The sequence below is a fragment of the Pseudoduganella sp. RAF19 genome, assembly GCF_052114165.1.
Taxonomy (GTDB): Bacteria; Pseudomonadota; Gammaproteobacteria; order Burkholderiales; family Burkholderiaceae_D; genus Rugamonas.
In genome coordinates, this window is the sequence record NZ_JBFREF010000014.1 from 54,050 (window position 1) to 73,358 (window position 19,309).

Annotated in this window: 12 protein-coding genes; 5 read left to right on the forward strand and 7 right to left on the reverse strand. The window is 61.5% G+C overall.

All coding sequences use genetic code 11. The annotated features are described in order from the left end of the window. Positions 1-44: 44 nt before the first annotated feature. On the forward strand, positions 45-1,838 hold the full coding sequence (locus tag AB4Z19_RS28775) for a PHA/PHB synthase family protein (RefSeq protein WP_442026782.1): 1,794 nt from the start codon (positions 45-47) through the stop codon (positions 1,836-1,838). Here AB4Z19_RS28775 and AB4Z19_RS28780 read toward each other — a convergent pair. After that, complete coding sequence (locus tag AB4Z19_RS28780; protein ID WP_442036918.1) at positions 1,832-4,012, reverse strand: NHL repeat-containing protein; 2,181 nt, start codon at positions 4,010-4,012, stop codon at positions 1,832-1,834. The two genes, AB4Z19_RS28775 and AB4Z19_RS28780, sit on opposite strands and share 7 nt — an antisense overlap. A gap of 330 nt (positions 4,013-4,342) precedes the next feature. Between AB4Z19_RS28780 and AB4Z19_RS28785 the strand changes: the two genes are divergently transcribed. Then, complete coding sequence (locus AB4Z19_RS28785; RefSeq protein WP_442028713.1) at positions 4,343-6,859, forward strand: CehA/McbA family metallohydrolase; 2,517 nt, start codon at positions 4,343-4,345, stop codon at positions 6,857-6,859. Positions 6,860-6,892: 33 nt separating this feature from the next. Here AB4Z19_RS28785 and AB4Z19_RS28790 read toward each other — a convergent pair whose 3' ends face one another. Next, complete coding sequence (locus tag AB4Z19_RS28790) at positions 6,893-7,687, reverse strand: VPLPA-CTERM sorting domain-containing protein (RefSeq protein ID WP_442028712.1); 795 nt, start codon at positions 7,685-7,687, stop codon at positions 6,893-6,895. A gap of 230 nt (positions 7,688-7,917) precedes the next feature. Between AB4Z19_RS28790 and prsT the strand changes: the two genes are divergently transcribed. Together prsT and AB4Z19_RS28800 are read left to right on the forward strand one after the other, a co-directional pair. Then, entirely contained in the window at positions 7,918-10,677 is a 2,760-nt protein-coding gene (prsT, locus tag AB4Z19_RS28795) for an XrtA/PEP-CTERM system TPR-repeat protein PrsT (protein ID WP_442028132.1), read from the forward strand. 157 nt (positions 10,678-10,834) lie between these two features. Then, positions 10,835-11,899, forward strand: a complete 1,065-nt coding sequence (locus tag AB4Z19_RS28800) for a M35 family metallo-endopeptidase (RefSeq protein WP_442028131.1) — start codon at positions 10,835-10,837, stop codon at positions 11,897-11,899. A 2-nt stretch (positions 11,900-11,901) separates the two neighbouring features. On the opposite strand, the gene AB4Z19_RS28805 is transcribed toward AB4Z19_RS28800, so the two are convergent. From AB4Z19_RS28805 to AB4Z19_RS28825, 5 genes are read right to left on the reverse strand one after another with little or no spacing between them, the layout of a single operon-like run. Beyond that, complete coding sequence (locus tag AB4Z19_RS28805) at positions 11,902-12,339, reverse strand: hypothetical protein (RefSeq protein ID WP_442036920.1); 438 nt, start codon at positions 12,337-12,339, stop codon at positions 11,902-11,904. Beyond that, positions 12,320-12,568, reverse strand: a complete 249-nt coding sequence (locus tag AB4Z19_RS28810) for a DUF3297 family protein (RefSeq protein WP_442036922.1) — start codon at positions 12,566-12,568, stop codon at positions 12,320-12,322. Before AB4Z19_RS28810 ends, AB4Z19_RS28805 begins: the two co-directional genes overlap by 20 nt. Positions 12,569-12,578: 10 nt before the next feature. Further along, positions 12,579-14,033 carry a BNR repeat-containing protein gene (locus AB4Z19_RS28815; RefSeq protein WP_442036924.1) on the reverse strand — a complete coding sequence of 485 codons (1,455 nt, stop codon included), beginning with the start codon at positions 14,031-14,033 and terminating at the stop codon, positions 12,579-12,581. After that, positions 14,033-15,178 (reverse strand): glycoside hydrolase family 88/105 protein, encoded by a 1,146-nt coding sequence (locus tag AB4Z19_RS28820; protein ID WP_442026499.1) that lies wholly within the window; start codon positions 15,176-15,178, stop codon positions 14,033-14,035. Before AB4Z19_RS28820 ends, AB4Z19_RS28815 begins: the two co-directional genes overlap by 1 nt. A gap of 11 nt (positions 15,179-15,189) precedes the next feature. Beyond that, the gene (locus AB4Z19_RS28825; protein ID WP_442026498.1) at positions 15,190-18,066 is read right to left on the reverse strand and encodes a TonB-dependent receptor; all 2,877 of its coding nucleotides are present in this window, start codon (positions 18,064-18,066) and stop codon (positions 15,190-15,192) included. A 228-nt stretch (positions 18,067-18,294) separates the two neighbouring features. Here AB4Z19_RS28825 and AB4Z19_RS28830 point away from each other — a divergent pair, with 228 nt between their 5' ends. Continuing rightward, positions 18,295-19,308 carry a LacI family DNA-binding transcriptional regulator gene (locus tag AB4Z19_RS28830; RefSeq protein ID WP_442026497.1) on the forward strand — a complete coding sequence of 338 codons (1,014 nt, stop codon included), beginning with the start codon at positions 18,295-18,297 and terminating at the stop codon, positions 19,306-19,308. The last annotated feature ends 1 nt before the right edge of the window (position 19,309 follow it).

The window sequence follows — 19,309 nt, forward strand, 5'->3', positions numbered from 1 at the left end:
AGCAGTGTACTTAGGACAAACCATTGTAGCATTGGAAAAACGTCATGGATCACGCCAATTCGCCGCCGTGGGCAACCACGCCATTCGAGCGCCTTGCCAGCGCCTGGCAAGGAATGATGGAATCCCAGGCCGCGCCTTATGACAACGCGCGCTGGGACTTGCTGCTCAATGCCTGGCTAGGCCGCTCCACCGGTTTCATTTCCCCCGCCGCGGTCGGCCTGGCATTCGCCGACTGGCTGGCGCATCTCACCTTCTCGCCCTCCAAACGGGAGGAACTGCTGCAAAAGGCCCTGCACAAGCTGGCGCGCTGGCAGACTTACGCCGCGCAGGCCGTTTTGCGTCCGGAAGGGCCGGTGCGCGAATGTATTGCGCCCCTGCCCCAGGACCGGCGTTTCACTGACCCCGCCTGGCAGCACTGGCCCTACAACGTTCTGGCGCAGGGCTTCCTCCTGCAGCAGCAGTGGTGGCACAGCGCCACGACCGGCGTGCGCGGCACCTCCAGGCACCATGAGGAAGTGGTGACCTTCATCGTCCGCCAATGGCTGGATATGCTGGCGCCGTCCAATTTCATCGCAACCAATCCGGTCGTGATGGATGAAACGCTGCGGCGCGGCGGCGCCAATCTGGTGCACGGCACGGCCAGCGCCTTCGCCGACTGGCAGCGCACGCAGCGTACGCCGGACTACGCCGAACACCATTTCCAGCCCGGACGCAATGTCGCCGTCACGCCGGGCCGCGTGGTGTTCCGCAACCGGCTCATCGAGCTGATTCAGTACGACGCCACCACAACACAAGTGCACGCGCGCCCGCTGCTGATCGTCCCTGCCTGGATCATGAAGTATTACATCCTCGACCTGTCGCCTCACAATTCGCTGGTGCGCTACCTGGTTGACAAGGGTCACACCGTATTCATGATCTCCTGGAAGAATCCGGGCGAAGCGGAACGCGAGCTGTCAATGGAAGACTATCGCCGCGAAGGCGTCATGGCGGCACTGGATGCGGTGGGCGACATCACCGGCGCGGCCGACGTGAATGCGGCCGGCTACTGCCTTGGCGGCACTTTGCTGTCGATCGCCGCAGCCGCCATGGCGCGAGATGGCGACAAACGGCTGGCCAGCATGACGCTGCTGGCGGCGCAGACCGACTTCACGGAACCCGGCGAGCTGTCGCTGTTCATCGACGACAGCCAGATCAGTTTCCTGGAAGCGGCGATGTGGGAGCGCGGCTATCTCGACACCAGCCAGATGGCCGGCGCCTTCCAGCTGCTGCGCACCAATGACCTGATCTGGTCGCGCCGCCTGAAGCACTATCTGCTCGATTTGCCGGACACCGAAACGGATCTGATGTCCTGGAATGCGGACGCAACGCGCATGCCCTACCGCATGCACTCCCAGTATCTGCGCCAGCTTTTCCTCAACAACGAACTGGCGCGCGGCCGCTATCACTGCGACGGACGGCCGGTAGCGCTGGGCGATCTGCGCTTGCCGCTGTTTGCGGTGGGCACCGTGTCGGATCACGTGGCGCCGTGGCGCTCCGTCTACAAATTGCTACAGCTGACGCGCTGCGAGGCGCACTTTCTGCTGACGACGGGCGGCCATAACGCGGGGGTGATTTCGCCACCCGGAAATGGCCAGCGCAGCTATCAGCTGGCGCGGCGCGCAGCCCGTGCCAGCTATATGGCCCCGGATGAGTGGCAAGCCTCCGCCCCGCACTTCGAAGGTTCGTGGTGGCCCGCCTGGGAAGGATGGCTGGCCCGCCACTCGGGCGTGTACGGGCCGCCGCCCCAGCCCGGCCCGCAACTCGGGCCGGCGCCGGGAAGCTATGTGCTGGTTCAGTAGGAGTAGACGTTCACCACATTGAAGGTGGTATCCGGCACATACAGCCGGCCGCCGCGTGCGTAGATGAAGAACGGCATCCACACGCCGCCTACGTCGGGATGGCGCTTGAACGCCAGCTCGCCGCTGACGAATTCCAGCGTCTTCTCCTTGATGTCGAAGACCTTGAAGGCGCGGTTCACCAGATCGTTGACGATCAGACGGTTGTTCTCGTCCACGCACAGGCTGGCGGGCAAGAAGAAGTTTTCGTAGTCCTGTTCCAGCACGTCGCAATAGCCTGATTTACCGAAGCTCCACAGGCTGTTGCCGTCGCGGTCGAACACGCGGATGCAGTTATTGAACTGGTCGCAGACGAAGACGCGGTCCTGCTTATCGATGGCCACATCGCAAGGCGCGAAGGTAGCGAGCTCCTTGCCCTTCTCCTTCCAGCGGAAATTCTTCACGAAGCTGACCAGGCCACTCGGCTGCAACTGCCATTTCGAGATGCGGTTGTTCAGCGAGTCCGCAATGAAGATCTCGCCGTAGCGATTCACCTCAAGACCCTGCGGAGCGCTCAGCGCGCCATCATCGTCGCCTTCGCGGCCAAAGGGTATGCCGTAATTGAGCAAGTGACCGTTCGGACCATACTGGTACATGCTGACCGTGCAGGTGGTGAAGTTGGTGATGAAGACAACCGGCGTACCGGGACAAACCTGGCCAAGCAGCGGCTGCGATGGATAGTAGACCGCCATCGCCAGATCGCCTGCTGCGAAAAGGCCCCGCACCATGTTCTGCATTTGCGTCATGGGGTCGACGGCAGTGTCGAAACTCTTCAGGCACCAGTTACCGGAATCGAGGTTGTACGAGGTTTTGCCAACACTGGCCAGCGGGTCGAAGCCACTGTGGGTTTTGACCTGGTCGTACCAGTATTGATAGACGTTGGCGGCGGCGGACGCCCAGCCATCCAGCCAGTTCGAAATCGGCAGAATGGCGCCGGCGCCTTTGCGGTGCGGGTCGACGCCAATCACGGCGGACATGCAATTGAACTGCGAGGTCTTGCGTTCGCGCGAGGCGGAGTCGCGGCGGTGGCCGACGGCATCCAGCAGGATCGCATCCTCGTCGCCGCCATCCAGCACGGCAGGAATGCGCACCTTCAGCACGGTCGATGCGAACGGCTCGGTAATGTAATAGACATTCGGCTCCCTGGCGCCCGCCAGCTGGTAAGGACCGACGAAGACCGCATCCTCCAGCGCGTTGTAGACGAAATCGGACAGCGAATGCGCTGCCTGCGGTTTGTGGTTCCAAAGCGGCAGCATGCCTTCGATGGTGGCCAGGTGCTTGCCGCTGATGGTGCTGTAGACCGTGATGGCATTGTCCATCTGGCCCGGCACAAAGACCTTGTCGCCAATGACGCACACGGAACGCATCACGTTGTACTTGCCGATGCCGGCCGGGTTGCCAAAGCTATGCAACAGCGCCGATTCGTCCGGCGCCTGCACCACTTCGTCCTTCACCGGCCAGGCGGTATCGATGCGCAGCACTTCGTAGTCGCCGGTGTTGGCGAGGTAAAGGCGCCCCTGCGCATCGGAGGCGATGCCCTGTGGCCAGAGCAGGTCGTGTTTGTGGCCGGGGTCCTGCACGGTGCGGAATTGCAGGACGAATTTACCGTCCGGGGTAAATTTCACGCAGCGGCTGCGGTCATCGTTTTTTGTGTGGAAGAACTCATCGCACACATACAGATAATTCTTGCCGTCCTTCTCGCGCACGATGGTCAGTCCATTCGGATCGCTGAGCGGCAGGAAGTGCTCGCCGTTGATGCCGTCCACCGCATCACCGAATGCGAAGCTGAAGTCCACCTGCTTCTCGTCGTAGCTGTAGACCACCACGCGGCCGTTGCCCATGTCAGTGAAGTACATCAGGTTTTCTTCCGGATGCGGGCAAAGGTGGAAAGGCATCAACAGGCGCTTGTCGGTGTCGGCGCCGGGTGTCGCGTAAATCTCGTGCAGCAGCGAATCGAGATCGGCAGTGAAGACCAGCACACGGCTATTGCCCGTGTCGCAGACCCAGACCCGGCCGAAGTTGTCGCGCGCGATGCCGACCGGGGAATTCATCGTGAAGTCCGCAGGCAGTTCGCCGCGCGGAACGGCGCCTTGCTGGGCAAGCTCGCCGTAATAGGTGATATGTTCGAAGCGGTTCATGGCAATCCTGAAGATGATGAAAGTGTCTCACGAGGGCTTGCTGCGTTGCCGCATCAGTATCCCGGATTCCCGACTTGTCGACAATAAACTAGCCATCGGCAAGCCTGCGGCATAAACACCACAACGCCGTATGACATCTGCGTGACGCAAGTGTTCATTTTTCTGCGCCCCTGTCTCAAATGAGACAAACGCTGCACTGAATTTTCAAAATTGGACAAATCCAACCGGTTTATAAGCCTGGCGTCTTAATACAAAAGGATTTGCGTATTTGTAGCCCTCAACTAGCTATTGCATAGTGGCGCCACCTTAAACCGCCACTGGGGGAATCCAATGATCCGACGCCGCACATGCAGTCTGCTTGTCCTCGCCGCATTGAGCACTTCGCTCGCAGCCCACGCATCGCCCGCCGACCACATGGAGTTTGAAGCAAGCCTGCACGCACCGTGGCAGGCCGCCGTTGCCGGCACGGACGCACGCAGCTTCACCATGGAGTTCTCGTATCCGCACGTGCGCCGCGCGCAGAACGTGCGTTGGACGCTGGATCTGGTGGCCCCCGGCGGTAAAGTCGCAGCGCAATGGAAAGGCACCGAGACGCTGTTCCGCGAGCCGGTCAGCGTGAAGGTGGATTGGGCGGGCCGCGACCCTGCAGCGGGTCTGGCGGACGGTATCTATACAGTGCGCCTGCATGCGCTCACCATCGATGCAACCGGCCCGCGCGACGCGGCTGATGAGGTGCTCGATCAGGAATGGGAAATTGCGGTAGGCGGCACGCCAAGCGCCGCCACGCCGCCGTTCCGCGCGCTGCGCACCACCGCCGCCGGCGCGAGCGCTGGCGCAGCCGCCGCCGAAGTCGTCGCCAGCAGCCGCACCGCTACAGCGGCAAGCGCGGCAAGCACCGATGCCAGCGTCGGCGCCGCGTCGGCCGAAGCGGCAGCGGGCGTGCGTATGGCGGCCGCACCGGCCACCGCATCCCTGCCCTACACCGTCTACTACGGCAATCTGCACAGTCAGACCAATCACAGCGACGGCGGCGGCGAGCTGTCGTCCTGCGTGGGCGCGCAGAATCCGCAGTCCGGCGCCTACAGCCCGACCGATGCCTTCAACTACGCCAAGGCGCGCGGCCTCGATTTCCTGATGGCGTCCGAGCACAATCATATGTACGACGGTTCGGATTCCACCAATACTTCGGCGAATCCGGCGACGGCCAAGGCGCTGTACCAGTCCGGCCTGTCCGCTGCCGCAAGCTTCAACAGCGCGAACCCGAACTTCCTGGCCATCTACGGCATGGAATGGGGCGTGATCAGCAACGGTGGCCACATGAACATCTTCAACTCCAGCGAGTTGCTGGGTTGGGAGAAGAACGCCAGCGGCCAGCTGCTGGCCGACACCGAAACCGCAAAGAGCGATTACGCCAGCCTGTACACGCTGATGCGCCAGCGCGGCTGGATCGGCCAGTTCAATCACCCTGAAACCTCAGGCCAGTTCCTGGTCAACGGCGTGCCGCTCGGTTACACGGCCGACGGCGATCAGGCCATGGCGATGTGCGAAGTGATGAACACCTCGGCCTTCTCCACCAATACCACCGAAACGGAAACGAGCCGCAGCAATTACGAAGGCGCCTGCAAGAAAGCGCTGGAAGCCGGTTTCCACGTCGCCTTCAGCACCGACCAGGACAACCACTGCGCAAACTGGGGCGCTTCCTACACCAATCGTACGGCAGTGCTGATCCCCAATGGCACGCCGCTCAGCACGACTTCGATGCTGGACGCGATCCGCGCGCGACGTGTGTTCGCAACCATGGACAAGACTTCGCAGCTGGTGCTGACGGCCAATGGCCACCTGATGGGCGAGCGCTTCACCAACAGCGGTTCGCTGCAGCTGACCGCCAACTTCGCCAATAGCAGCGGGCGCACCGCGTCGACCGTGCAGATCTGGGAAGGTGTACCGGGCCGTAACGGCACCGTGACGCAGCTGTCGTCCGCCGCCGTCACCACCATCACACCCGCCAACGGCGAGCACTTCTACTACGCCAAAATCACCCAGGACAATGGCGACATCCTGTGGTCGGCGCCGGTGTGGGTGACCCAGCAGGCGGGCGGCGGTTCGGATACCACCCCGCCAACCGTCAGCGCCAGCGAAACCGGCAGCAGCGGCAACATCACGTTCAACGCCACGGCCAGCGACAATGTGGGCGTGAGCAAGGTCGAGTTCTACGTCGACGGCGCACTGAAAGGCAGCGCCACTGCCGCACCGTGGACCCTGAGCTTCAACTCCACTGGCTTGAGCAATGGCTCGCACACGCTGACCGCCAAGGCTTACGACGCGGCCAACAACAGCAGCACCTCCGCTGGCGTAAACTTCAGCGTCAACAACGCCACCTCGCAGCAGTTGATCGTGAATGGCGGATTTGAATCAGGTTCGGCTTCGTGGACTGCCACCAGCGGCGTCATTAGCAACGACAGCGGCATGGCGGCGCACGGCGGCAGCTACAAGGCGTGGCTGAACGGCTATGGCTCGGCGCATACGGATTCGGTCTACCAGCAGCTGACGATTCCATCGACCGCCACCACGGCCACACTGAATTTCTGGCTGAAGATCGTGTCGGATGAAACCACCACCACCCAGGCTTATGACACGCTGAAAGTGCAAGTGCGCAGCAGCAGCGGCGCCGTGCTGTCGACGCTGGCCACCTACTCCAACCTGAACAAGGGAACGAGCTATGTGCAGCGCAGCTTCGACGTCAGCGCCTACAAGGGACAAACCATCCGCATTTACTTTGAAGGCATTGAGGGCTCGACGGTCGCTACCTCCTTCGTCGTCGACGACGTGAGCCTCACCGCTCAGTAATGTGCGCAGGAACCGGATGGTTCCTTTGCCGCCTCAGCCCCGTGCTGCGGCGGCTTTTTTTTCGCGCTTGCGGAGCGTAATCAGTGCGCCCAGGCCAATCGCCATCAACGGCAAGCCGCCAGGAACCGGCACAACGCGAGTGACGCCTTCGATGACGTCGTTCTGGCAGGTTTCACCCCAGTGCATCGCGAAGCTGGTGTAGCTCATGAGGTCCATGTTCTTCGAGATGTCGATGGTGAAGGTCAGGGACTTATCGGCCAGCACGGTCCATTTGCCCGACAGGCCAGTGTCCTTGGCAGTCGTCGAGCTGAGATTCACGCCGACCGCCTGGTCATCGCGGTAGTCGCAGCTGGTGCAGGTGATGTAGGAATCGGAGGTCTTGATGTCCTTGGCGTTGCTGTTGCCTTTCAGCTGATACAGCTCGAAGCTGCCGCCGGTGTTGCTCCAGCGGTCGCCCAGGCTGAAAGCGTATTTCCAGGTCGTGCCGTTGGTCGAGTCGTCGCTGAGGTGGTGCGAATCGGTGCCGTACGGATTCCAGAGCTGGGACAGGAACACGTCGCCATAGCCGATGCCCTTGGGAGCGGCCCAGGTGTCCATGCCCGCGTGCCCGGCAAAACTGGTCTGGATGGTGATGGTCAGGATGCTGCCGACCCGGGTGATGTTCGCCCCCTGAATGTCGTAGGTGCTGGCGCCGATCACATCGCCCTTGCCATGGTCGTCCGCGCCCCAATAGCCGTTCACACCCACATCACTGATACCGCCGGCGTACGCACTTTGCGCAGCAAACAGCGTCCCCAGCAGGCACCCAGCGCCAATTAGCTTATTCATTTTGAATGACTCCCCAACTTTTATTGACAGCGGTCAAGCACTTTCCATGCCTGCAATTTTGTTTGCCAATAAAATCAATAAGTTGCGATTAAGTACCAAGATGGTAGTAGCTCAGCTGTAATAATTTCCGACAGTCTACGAAACCTTGTTGCCAATAATACACAATAATTGTTTGCATTACAAAGAATTGCGTGCCAACATGAAAGGATTCCAGAATTCATAGGTGCCTCATGTTTAGTTCACGCAACAGTCTTCCAGCCTGCGCGCTGCTGCTCGCCCTGGCGGGCTGCGATGCGTGGACCTCGCAATCGACCCTTCTGTCGCAAGCCAGGGAGTATCAGGCCAAGCACGACCTGAACGCCGCCACCATCGTCCTGAAGAACGCCGCGGAGAAGGCGCCCAACGACGCTGACGTGCGCTACATGCTGGCAACCGTCTACAACGAGGCCGGCGACGGCCCGTCCGCCGAAAAGGAAATCCGCAAGGCCATCGAGCAGGGACTCCCTCCGGTAAAAGCCATGCCGGTCTTGGCGCGTGCCCTGCTGATTCAGGGTCAATTCCAGAAGTCGCTGGACGAAACCGAGAAAGCCGCCAAAGGTAACGAACCGGAACTGGCCTCCGTACGCGGAGATGCCTTGCTGGCCCTGGAGCAGACCGATGCGGCGCGCCAGCAGTACCAGGCGATTTTGCAATCGAATCCAAAATACGTGGCAGCGCTGATCGGCATGGGCCGCATTGCGCTGGCAACGCAGGATCAAGCGGCGGCGCATGGCTACGCCGACCAGGCCATCGCCGCTGAGCCGCAGAACACGGACGCTCTGCTCTTCAAAGGCGACCTGCTGCGCGCCGAGAACAAGGCTGCGCAAGCGATGGCGCTGTACGACAAGGTCCTGCAAGTCAATCCGAACCATCGCATGGCCTATGTCGACAAGGCTTTCGTCGCGCTCGGCGAAGGCAAGTTCGAGCAAGCCCAGAAGTTCCTCGATGCGGGCCGCGAAATCACGCCGGGCAGCCTGCTGGTGGTGTACACGCAAGCCCTGCTGGACTTCTCGCGTCAAAAACCGGCGGATGCACTGGAGTCGCTGCACCTGGTCCTCAGCGTGGCGCCGGAACATATGCCTAGTCTGCTGCTGGCAGGCGCTGTCAACCTGCGCCTCGGTTCCCTGCATCAGGCGGAAAACTATTTGCGCCAATACCTGGACAAGAATCCGAACAATGTCGCGGCGCGCAAGATGCTGGCTGCCACGCTGCTGCAAAGCGGGCATTCGCCGGATGCGTTGAACGTCCTGTCCCCGGCCCTGAAAAGCGAGCAGCAGGACGTACAGCTGCTGGCACTGGCGGGCGAATCCTATATGCAGGTGCAGGACTTCGGCCGCGCCACCTCGTTCTTCCAGCAAGCGGCCACGCTCGATCCCAAGGCCGCCGGTCTGCGCACTTCGCTGGGTTTGAGCAAGCTGGGTAAGGGTGAACAGGAACAGGCCATCAGCGATCTGCAAATGGCGATCAAGCTGGATGCCAAATCGTCCCAGGCAGGCATCACGCTGGTGCGTACCGAGCTGGCACTGAAACACTACGACAAGGCACTCGCCGCCGCGCTGGAAATGGAAAAGGCGCAGCCGGACAACGCCACCGTGCAGGAACTGAAAGGCCTGGTCCATCTCGCGCAAAACGAGGCTGCACAGGCGCGCAAGGATTTCGAACGGGCGCTGGTGCTGCAGCCATCGCACTTCCCTGCCGCGTCGAACCTGGTGCGCATGGATCTGGCAGAGAAGAAGATGAACGCCGCGCGCGTGCGGCTGAACGCATTCCTTGAAAAGAACAAGAACGACACCGACGCCATGACCATGATGGCGGCGCTGGCGGCCAACGAGAACAAGCCTGCCGACGCCACTGCCTGGCTGGAAAAAGCCGTTGCGGCGAATCCGGACGGCGTGGACCCTACGGTGCGCTTGCTGACCCAGTACCTGGTGACAGGCGACAATCAGAAAGCGCTGAACCTCGCGCGCAAGATCCAATTGGCGCATCCCGACAATCCCGATCTGCTGGACTTGCTCGGCAAGAGCCAGTTGGCCAACGGCGAACGTTCGGGCGCGCTGGAAACCTACCGCAAACTGGCGCTCGCCCTGCCCCGTTCCGCGCAGGCGCAAATGCAGGTGGCGGCGCTGCAAGTCCTGATGGGTAAGGACATCGCAGCGGAGGATTCGCTGAAAACCGCTCTGGCCATGCAGCCGGATTTCCCGGCCGCTCAGCTGGCGCAGGCGGAACTCTTTGTGCGCAAGGGTTCCTACGAACTGGCGCTGATGACGGCGTCCCAGCTGCAACGCAAATATCCGGAAGCATCCGCTGGCTACCAGCTGGAAGGCGATATTCTGATGGCGCAGAAGAAGCCTGCACCGGCGCTGGCTGCTTACGAAAAAGCCTATGCGCTGACGAAATCGAATGAGCTGATGATCAAATCCGTCAACGCCCTGCGCGCGAACGGCAAGGCGCAGGACGGCGCGAAACGTCTGGTGCAGTGGATCGCCGTACATCCGGACGATCTGCGCGTACAGCTCTATAAAGCGGAAACCATGCTGGCGGATAAGCAGTACAAGGAAGCGGCCGAATATCTTGAAACGGTGCTGAAGCGCGATCCGAAAAACGTGGCGGGCCTGAATAACCTGGCCTGGGCCTACCAGCAGGCGGGCGATAAACGCGCCCTGTCAGCAGCGGAGGAGGCCTACCGCGCTGCCGGCGACCATCCGAACGTGATGGATACGCTGGGCTGGATTCTGGTCGAACAAGGCGACATCGCGCGCGGCCTGCAAATCCTGCAGAAAGCCAGCATACAGGCGCCGAAAGCCCGCGACATCCGCTATCACAAGGCAGTGGCGCTGTATAAGACCGGCGACAAGGCCGGCGCACGCAAGGAACTGGAACAGCTGATGGCGGGCGACACGCGATTTGCACAGGCGGACGATGCGCGCGCCCTGCTCCGGCAACTCGATTAATACGTCTCATTTTTAACAAAGCCGGACGGTTTTGTCCCGTTCTGAACAGAACCGTTGCGCGCACGCAGAACGCCGCGCATGGCAAACGAATTCCGGTTTACGCCCGCCGCCGAAAGTGTGAGGATGGACTTCCATCCCCCATTTTCTGGAGACGACAATGCGCTGGACTCTGAACACTGGCTTGGCGATTTTCGCAGCAGCTCTCTCCCTCTCCGCAAGCGCAGCACCCGGCGGCCTGTCGGCCAGCATCAGCATGGACAAGCGCACGCTCGGCCCGCAAGACGATGTCGTAGTGCGCGTCACGATGATCAATACCACATCGGCGCCAATCAGCGTCCTCAAATGGCAAACGCCGTTCGGTGAAATCGAGCAGCAGCTGTTCGACGTCACGCGCGACGGCGTGAAAGTGCCGTATGAAGGCATGATCGCCAAGCGCGGCGCGCCCACGTCCGACGACTATTACCTGCTGCAGCCAGGTAAATCCTATACCGCGACAGTCGAACTGTCCTCCATGTACAACATGAGCGTAACGGGCGACTATTCCGTGCGCTTCCACAGCAAGGCGCACGGCAAATCGCAGCAGTTGCTGCGCGGCGACGATAAACAGTCCGACGATCTGCAATCGGAAGCGCTGTCCGTGTGGGTGGACGGGAACAAGCCGCGCGGCAGCGTGCCCCTGATGCAGCTGGGCCAGGAATCGGCGGCGGCCGCAGCGGGCCTCTCCTTCAGCAAGTGCACGACGTCGCAGCAGACCTCGATCACCTCGGCGGTCAGCGCCGCGCAATCGATGGCGAACGATGGCGATGCCTATCTCGCGGCAGGCAAGACCGGTCCGCGCTATACCAAATGGTTCGGCACGTACAACGCGGGGCGCTATGCCACCATGAAGCAGCACTTTGCCGCCATCAAGGACGCTTTCGCCACCAAACCGGTGACGGTGGATTGCGGCTGCAAGAAAACCTATTACGCCTACGTCTATCCAACCCAGCCTTACAAGATCTACGTGTGCAAGGCTTTCTGGAGCGCGCCAATGACCGGCACGGACTCCAAAGGCGGCACGCTGGTGCATGAAATGAGCCACTTCAATGTCGTAGCCAGCACGGACGATTGGGTCTATGGACAGTCCGGCGCGGCCAGCCTGGCGATCAGCGATCCGGCCAAGGCGATCGACAACGCCGACTCGCACGAATATTTCGGCGAGAACACCCCGGCGCAGCAGTAAGCCTACTTGCCCTCGTGGCTGAAGGTCACGGGGGCGCCGCCTTCATAGCTGAGCAGGTAGCGTTGCTTGCCCGGCTTGAAGGCGTAGCTGGGGGTGATATCGATGGTGTTGCGCCGTTTGGCGCCAGGTTTCAGGGTCAGATAATCGGCAGCCGTCAGCGGGCCGCGCTTGACCATGATGCCCTGATATTCAATGATGTCGCCGCTGTCCGCATCGCGGATGTCGAATAAGCGGCCGGTGAGTTCCTTCTCGCTGGCCAGTGCGCGCGGCACTTGCACGGGAGCCGGACCGCGGTTCTCGAACTGCGCGGTCACCAGCACCCGGCCTGCGGAAGATTTTGCTGTGAGGGTGAGCATGGGCTCAAGCGCCTGCGCCGGCGTGGCGGCAAGGGCCGCCAGCAGGCAGGCAATGCGGACCGGATTAGCGGTAGAAAGCCTCAACTTTGCCCTTCAGTTGAATCAGCATCGGACGTCCTTTGCGGTCCAGCGACTTGCCGGCGGCAACCTTGATCCAGCCTTCGCTGATGCAGTATTCCTCGACGTCGCCGCGCTCTTTGTCATTGAACTTGATGCCAATGTCGCGCTTCAACACGTCTTCGTTAAAGTATTTGCTGCTTGGGTCGACCGACAGGCGGTCGGGCAGCGCTGGGGAAGTAGTCGTATCAGTCATAGTGGGCGGATTATCGCCCAGAACCCGGATTTGGGCAATCCGCACGCCACTCCAGGACGCGCGCCATCTGCGGCGGCGCGCCGCTTACCCGCTCGCCGTCGCCCTGGGTGACGTTCAGCAGGAACAGATCCAGTTCGCCCGCCATGCGCCACAATTCGGTGTCGTAGCTGGGTTCCCAGTCGCCGACCGATGCCGCCGTCAGATCGCGCAACTGCCATGCGTCTGCACCGCTGCAGCGCACGGCAACGGTGGCCCGGCTGCCGCGCTCCTCGTCGCGGAACACCAGCAACTGCTGTCCTTCGCTGCCGATCAGGATCTGCGGACGTGCAATCGGGATCTTTTTCGTACCGCCGCCGCCCAGCGTGAAGGGCGTCGTACGCGCGCCAACCGGCGCGCTTACCCAGCCGCTGTCGCCCAGATAGACGATGCGGTATTGCGGGACCTTGCTCCCCTCTTCCCGCCAGTACGTTGCAATATAGGGCCGGCCCTGTGCGTCGGCCGACATGGAAGTCTGGTTGATCAGCTCATGCTTCTGCGGCACGCGCGCCGCGTATTCGGCGCTGGCAGCGGTAATCGGCAAGACATAAGGCTTCCCGTCCGAGCGTTCCCAGGTCTTGCCGCCATCGCGTGATCGGGCGTAGGCGATATCGTGGTTGCTGGCCACGTCCGGCGATTCGCGCCAGACCCAGGACAGGTGAATCGTGCCGCGCCCGTCCACGAAGGCCTGCCAGTAGGCGTTGCGCTTGCCCTCGCCGTCGATCAGGTTGGAATGCACGCGATGCCAGATGCCGCCTGCATAACGGTTGACGACCAGGTTGCCGTTACCGGACCCGCCATCGCGGTACAGGAACAGCAGGCCGCCATCGGGCAGCCTGTGGAATTCGGGGTAAGTGACGCGGGTTTCGTTTTGCCCTGTCATTGGCTGCGGCGTATCCAGCTCCAGCGAGCCTGGAGCGACGCCACGTGCGTAGCGCAGATGCGAATTGTGGTGGTCCCAGGCGACGTGCAGGAAACCTTCAGCGTCGGCCATGATGCTGATCGCATTGTGCGCATCGCTTGAACTGCCGCGATAAGGTGTGCGCCTTATTTCCCATTCGCTGGCGCCGGACTTGCGCCTCGCCAGCACGAGAAAGTGCTCCTGGTCGTAGAAGGCGGCGTACTGCCAGCCGTCCGCAGTGGCCAGGGAATTCTTGCGGAAGACTACGGCGTTGACGGAGTTGGCCGCCCACGCGGGCGCGATGTCCACAATGCGCGGCGGAGCGCCTGCAGCGGGCGCGCTCATTCCGCCCACTGCGGCGTCGGGGCGCGCAGCACCCGCGTGCCCCGCCCCCGTATAACCCGCACCGGCATGGCCGGCACCCGCACTGGCCGCGGCGGCCTGCCCCGTGCCGGCGACGAGCGACAGACTGCACGCCGCGCACGCCACACACGCAACGCGGGCCAGCGTGCGGCGCGCCGCACCCATCACTTCACGTACCTCGCCATCTCGCTGGCCGCCAGCAGGAAGGCCCCCACGCCAAACGGCGCCGTCGAGTTCTGGTCCACGATCTGGCCCGGAATCGCGCGTTCACCGATCGGCTGCACGTAGCCGAACTTGCCGTCCGCCTGCAGCGCCACCTTGCTCAGGAAGTGCCAGCTGCGCGCCACCACGGGAGCATATTCGGCCTTGTCCAGATAGCCGTTATTCATGCCCCACAGATAGCCGTAAGTGAAGAACGCGGTGCCGCTGCTTTCCGGACCAGGCGCCTGCTGCGGATCGAGAATGCTGCGGGTCCAGTAACCGTCCGGATGCTGCACAGGCTTCAGCACCGCCGCCATGCGCTTGTAGCGCTCCACGAAGACCGGATAAGACGGATGATCCTTTGGCAGATCGGCCAGCACCCGTGCAAAGGCCGCGAACACCCAGCCATCGCCGCGCGCCCAGAAGTCCTTGCCGCCGTTGTTCGCCTTATGCTTCGGGTAGATGTACTTGGCATCGCGGTAGTACATGCCCGCTTCACCGTCGTACATCAGCTTATCGGCGTAGGTGAAATACTCCTGCAGCTTGTCCAGGTAGCGCCGTTCGCCGGTCACGGTGTACAGGCGCGTCATCACCGGCATCACCATGTAGAGGCCATCGACCCACCACCAGTAATCGCTGTTGGGAGTGCTCATCTCGTACTGCATCACTTCCAGTGCGCGGGCGATCTTGCGCGGATCTTTGGCCGGATCGCGCTTGTACAAGTCGATGTAGGTCTGGAAGCACACCTGCCAGTCGCCGAACATCACATTGTCGTCCGTTTCGCCGTACTGGTACTTCCAGTTCGCCTTCACGTCCGACTTCGCGCCCAACCAGCGATTATGCTCCGCCCACGCCGTCGAATAGCTGCGCCAGGCCTCGTTGCCGGTCAGCGCATACGCCGCCATATTACCTGTATGGTAGGCCGCCACGTCCCAGAAGGCCCACTTCTCGGGAGCGTTGTTGCGCTGCCAGTAGGCATTGGCCCGGTTCAGAGCCCCCAGCACTTCCTCTTGCGAGGCGGCGCCGGGAGCGCCTGTCGTTGTCGCGCAGCCCGTGGCCAGCGCTGCGATGCCAGCCACGGCGAGTTTCAGACAGAGTCGTCTCTTCATGCGCCGATCCATTACAGCTTGCCGCGAATGCCGAACTTGATAGTGCGCCCGTCGTACTTGGCGTAGTCCATGCGCGTGCTCTTGCCGTCGCCGTACTTGCCGGTGGCGTCTTCGAAGTAGTCATAGGACAGCGTGTTGGAGAGATTCATCGCATCCACACGGAACTCCAGGTTCTCGTTGATCTTGTAGGTGAAGTTGGCGTCCAGGTAGCCGCGGGCAGCGCGCCAGCGGATCAGGTCATCGCCATTGTTCTTCGGATTATCCGGATGCAGCGAACGGCCCTTGTAGTTGTACGAGAGACGCATCGCAATCTTGTTGTTCTCGTAGTAGGTGGTCAGGCTGTATGCGAACTTCGGCACCGAATTGACTTCGATCTGCTTACCGGCATTGGTAATCCACGGCATGCTGTTGAACGGATCGATGTGGGTATAGCTGGCCAGCCCGCCCAGGCCCTTGAACGGCTCCGGCAGGAAGGTGAAGGACTGCTGGTAAGCCAGCTCATAGCCTTTCAGCGTCTGCTCGCCCGCATTGCTGTAGGTACGCAGCGTCATCGGCAGGTTTGGATCGACCTTGCCGTTCTGGGTGTAGAAGATGGCGCCCAGTGCGGTATCCGGCAAGCCCAGTGCGCCGAAGGTGGTCTGAGTCGTGGTCGACACCGTGGCGTCGGTCAGCTTCTTGTTGAAGTAACCGGCGGACAGCAGGCCGCCCGGCTGGAAGTACCATTCCAGGCTCGTATCCAGATTCTTCGACTGTTGCGGACGCAGGTTCGGATTACCGGCCGTAGCGCTGTTGTCGAACGGATTGGGAATCACGGTCTGCGCAGCGATGATGGACAGCGATGCACGGCTGATGGTCTTGCCGTAGGAAGCACGCCACATCAGATCATCCGTGATATCGAAGGCGGCGCTGACAGCTGGCAGCACATTGCTGTAGGAGCCGTGTTCTTCGTTTGGCTGATAGGTGTTGTTGCTGCCGGTCTTCTTGAAGTTGTCGATGTCGGTTTCGGTCTTCGAGTAACGCACACCGGCGTTGACGCGCAGCTCGTGGCCCGCAAACAGCTCACCTTTGAAGTCGGACTGGATGAAGGCGGTCTTGACCTTTTCGTCGGCTGTGAAGCTCTGCGCCGGCGTGAAGGTGGCCGAGGTGTTGAAGGCCAGCGGGTCGAAGGTGCCGTAGGTATAGTCCTTCGTGAAGGTACCGAATTGGTGCGGCCAGCCGGCGCCCATGTCCAGATTGCTGATCGGGAGCGTGGAAGTCATGCCCTTGCGCAGGCTCGCATCGCCCAGCTGATTCAGCTTGGCGGTCATGTCGGTGGTGGCGTTGCGCTTGTCGACGCCCTTCTTGGTGTCGACATAGACCAGACCCGCCTTCAGGTGACCCTTCCAGTCGCCTGGCAGGCCGTAATCCCAGTCCGCCACCAGGCGGCCCTGGCGGCCTTTGTCGGTCTCGCGGGTCCAGCCGGTGCCGATGCCGAAGCCCGTGAAATTGGCCGGGTTGGTGTAATCGACCGGCGAAGACAGCGAAGGATAGACGTGGTCCGAACCGTAATCGATGGTGGAATCGACGCCGAAGATCTGGCCGGACAAGGTGTCCTGATAGCTGATTGCATCGCTGTTATTGGCGCTCAACTGGCCGGTCACGGCGAAGCCTTTGCTTGGGGTCCACTTGCCGTTGGCCGCGATGTAGCCGAACTTGGTTTCATCTTCCGTGTAAGTGACGCCGCTGCTGTAAGAGGTATTGCCGAAGGTGCCGGTCAGCAGATTGGAATCCGGATCGATATGCACGTTCAATGGAACGAAGCCGCTGTGTCCCGCCTGCCCTGCTGGTGCATTGCGATCGGTGGTCTTGCTGTTGCGGACCAGGATGCCGTAGTACAGCTCATCGCGCTTGTTCTTCAGGCGCGAATACATGCCATCCAGGCTGAAGTCGAATTCCGCGGTCTTGAACTGCACCGAGGACACCAGGCCATCACGCGTACGCTCGTTGGACGAACCGTAGAAGCGGTAGATACGCGGCAGGAAGGCATTGTCGATCTGGTCCTTGGTGTAGCCGGACAGATTGGCGCGCGGATCGTTGTAGTCCAGCGCCACGGCGAAGTTACCCTGCACCGGGCTCTTGCTGCCATTGAAGGAGCTGTTGTAGCCGCCGGTCGCTTCAAAGCCGGACCGGTTATTCACGGCCTTCGAATGCGAACCGCCGATCAGGAAGCCCCAGTTGCCCCAGGTGTTCGAATACAGCGCGAAGCCGGAAGGATCGGTTTTCTCCGAAGTGGTGTTGTAGGAACCGTTCAGCGCATAGCGCACGGTGCGCTTCGGATTATCGAATGGACGCGGCGATTGCAGGTCCACCACGCCACCCAGACCGCCCTCGGTCAATTCGGCCAGTGGCGATTTGTAGAAGTCGACGCGGCCAAACAGTTCGGACGCGAACACGTCGTAGTTGAAGCCGCGCGCCGCACTGCCGATGGTGGCGGTGGACGTGGTGTTGACCGGCGCGCCGTTCAGCGTGGTGACCGAATATTCAGTCGGCAGACCGCGGATCGAAATACGCTGCCCTTCGGCCGAGCTTTCGTCGCGGTTCAGGATCACACCCGGCACGCGCTGCAGCGATTCGGCCACGTTCGATTCAGGGAATTTGCCGATGTCTTCCGCCACGATCGAGTCGCGTACGCCGATGGCCTGCTGTTTCAGGTTCAGAGCCTTCTGCAGGCTGGAACGGAAGCCCGTCACCACCACGGTTTCGACCGGGGCGGTTGGCGCGTCCGGCGCAGCGGCCGGCGTTGCGGCATCGGCTGCATCGGCAGGAGCGGCCGTCTGCGCCGCTGCGTTGTTACCGTAAGCCGCTGCCAAAGCCAGGGGCAAAACGGTGGCAAGAATCGTCTTTCTCATTTGGTCTCCGTGACTGTTTTTCTGTGTTTGTTAGCATGCCCAAGTCGTCTGACAACAGGCATATGACCACGTTACCATACACTTGCCTTGCACACAAAATGATCACTACCATGAGCGGAAACCGGCAGTAAGTGTCTGATTTTGCTGACAAATCCATTAGAATTGATGAAAAATATGTGGTATCGTGACCACATGCTCTTCTGCAAATAATCGAAAAAATGATCAGTTATGCGAAAAACCAGCAAACTCAGTGAAGTGGCAAAGATCGCCGGGGTGGCCCCGATCACCGCTTCGCGTGCCATTCGCGGGGTTGGCTATGTATCCGAAGAAGCGCGCGCCCGCATCATGGCGGCCGCGGCGCAGCTGAACTACACGCCGGATATGCTGGCGCGGCGCATGCGCGGCGATAAGAGCAAGCTGATTGGCGTGTTCGTGAACAGCTATGGTCCGGTAGTGCTGCACGAGATCATCCGCGCGGTGGGCGACGAGGCGCGCAGCCAGGGCTATGATATGTTGATGTTCAATGCCGAACGCTTCGACAATCCTGGCCGCATGGCCACCAGCGAAATGCTTACCAAGCTGTGCGACGGCCTGGTGGTGGTGATGCCGACCGCGCAGGACACCTTCCTGAAAGTGCTGGAACAACAGAAGCTCAGCTCCGTGCTGGTCTGCTTCGACGCCAGGCAATTCGAGATGCCGTCCGTGGTGCCGGAAAACCGCATCGGTGCGCGTATCGCGGTGGAGCATCTGGTGTCGCTGGGCCACCGCCGCATCGGTTTCATCGGCGGCAATCCCGGCACCGGCCAGAGCGCGGAGCGTGAACGGGGTTATCTCGACGGATTGCAGGAGGCGGGTCTGCCGCATGATCCGGCATTGATGGTCAACGGCGCCTTTGCGCAATCGGGCGGCTTCTCCGCAACGGAAAAATTGCTGGCACTGGAGCCCCGCCCCACCGCTATCTTTGCCGCCAACGATGAAATGGCGTTCGGCGCCATGGACGCCATCAACAGCAAGGGCCTGAAGGTGCCGGCCGATATTTCGGTGATCGGCTTCGACGACATTCCAACCTCCAGCTACGTCTTCCCTACCCTGACCACCATGCGCCAGCCGTTCAAGGACATGGCCGTGCGCGCAGTCAGCGAGGTGGTTGCGTTGATCGAAGGCCGCGAGCCCGCCGCGGCAAGAATCGCCTTCCCGGTCGAGCTGGTAGTCCGCAATTCCACCGGACCGGCTCCGGCCTGAG

Coding starts and splice junctions, on each gene's coding strand:
- AB4Z19_RS28815 (WP_442036924.1), bottom strand. CDS start 14,033: ATGGGTGCGGCGCGCCGCACGCTGGCCCGCGTTGCGTGTGTGGCGTGC.
- AB4Z19_RS28775 (WP_442026782.1), top strand. CDS start 45: ATGGATCACGCCAATTCGCCGCCGTGGGCAACCACGCCATTCGAGCGC.
- prsT (WP_442028132.1), top strand. CDS start 7,918: ATGTTTAGTTCACGCAACAGTCTTCCAGCCTGCGCGCTGCTGCTCGCC.
- AB4Z19_RS28810 (WP_442036922.1), bottom strand. CDS start 12,568: ATGACTGATACGACTACTTCCCCAGCGCTGCCCGACCGCCTGTCGGTC.
- AB4Z19_RS28800 (WP_442028131.1), top strand. CDS start 10,835: ATGCGCTGGACTCTGAACACTGGCTTGGCGATTTTCGCAGCAGCTCTC.
- AB4Z19_RS28790 (WP_442028712.1), bottom strand. CDS start 7,687: ATGAATAAGCTAATTGGCGCTGGGTGCCTGCTGGGGACGCTGTTTGCT.
- AB4Z19_RS28820 (WP_442026499.1), bottom strand. CDS start 15,178: ATGAAGAGACGACTCTGTCTGAAACTCGCCGTGGCTGGCATCGCAGCG.
- AB4Z19_RS28785 (WP_442028713.1), top strand. CDS start 4,343: ATGATCCGACGCCGCACATGCAGTCTGCTTGTCCTCGCCGCATTGAGC.
- AB4Z19_RS28780 (WP_442036918.1), bottom strand. CDS start 4,012: ATGAACCGCTTCGAACATATCACCTATTACGGCGAGCTTGCCCAGCAA.
- AB4Z19_RS28825 (WP_442026498.1), bottom strand. CDS start 18,066: ATGAGAAAGACGATTCTTGCCACCGTTTTGCCCCTGGCTTTGGCAGCG.
- AB4Z19_RS28830 (WP_442026497.1), top strand. CDS start 18,295: ATGCGAAAAACCAGCAAACTCAGTGAAGTGGCAAAGATCGCCGGGGTG.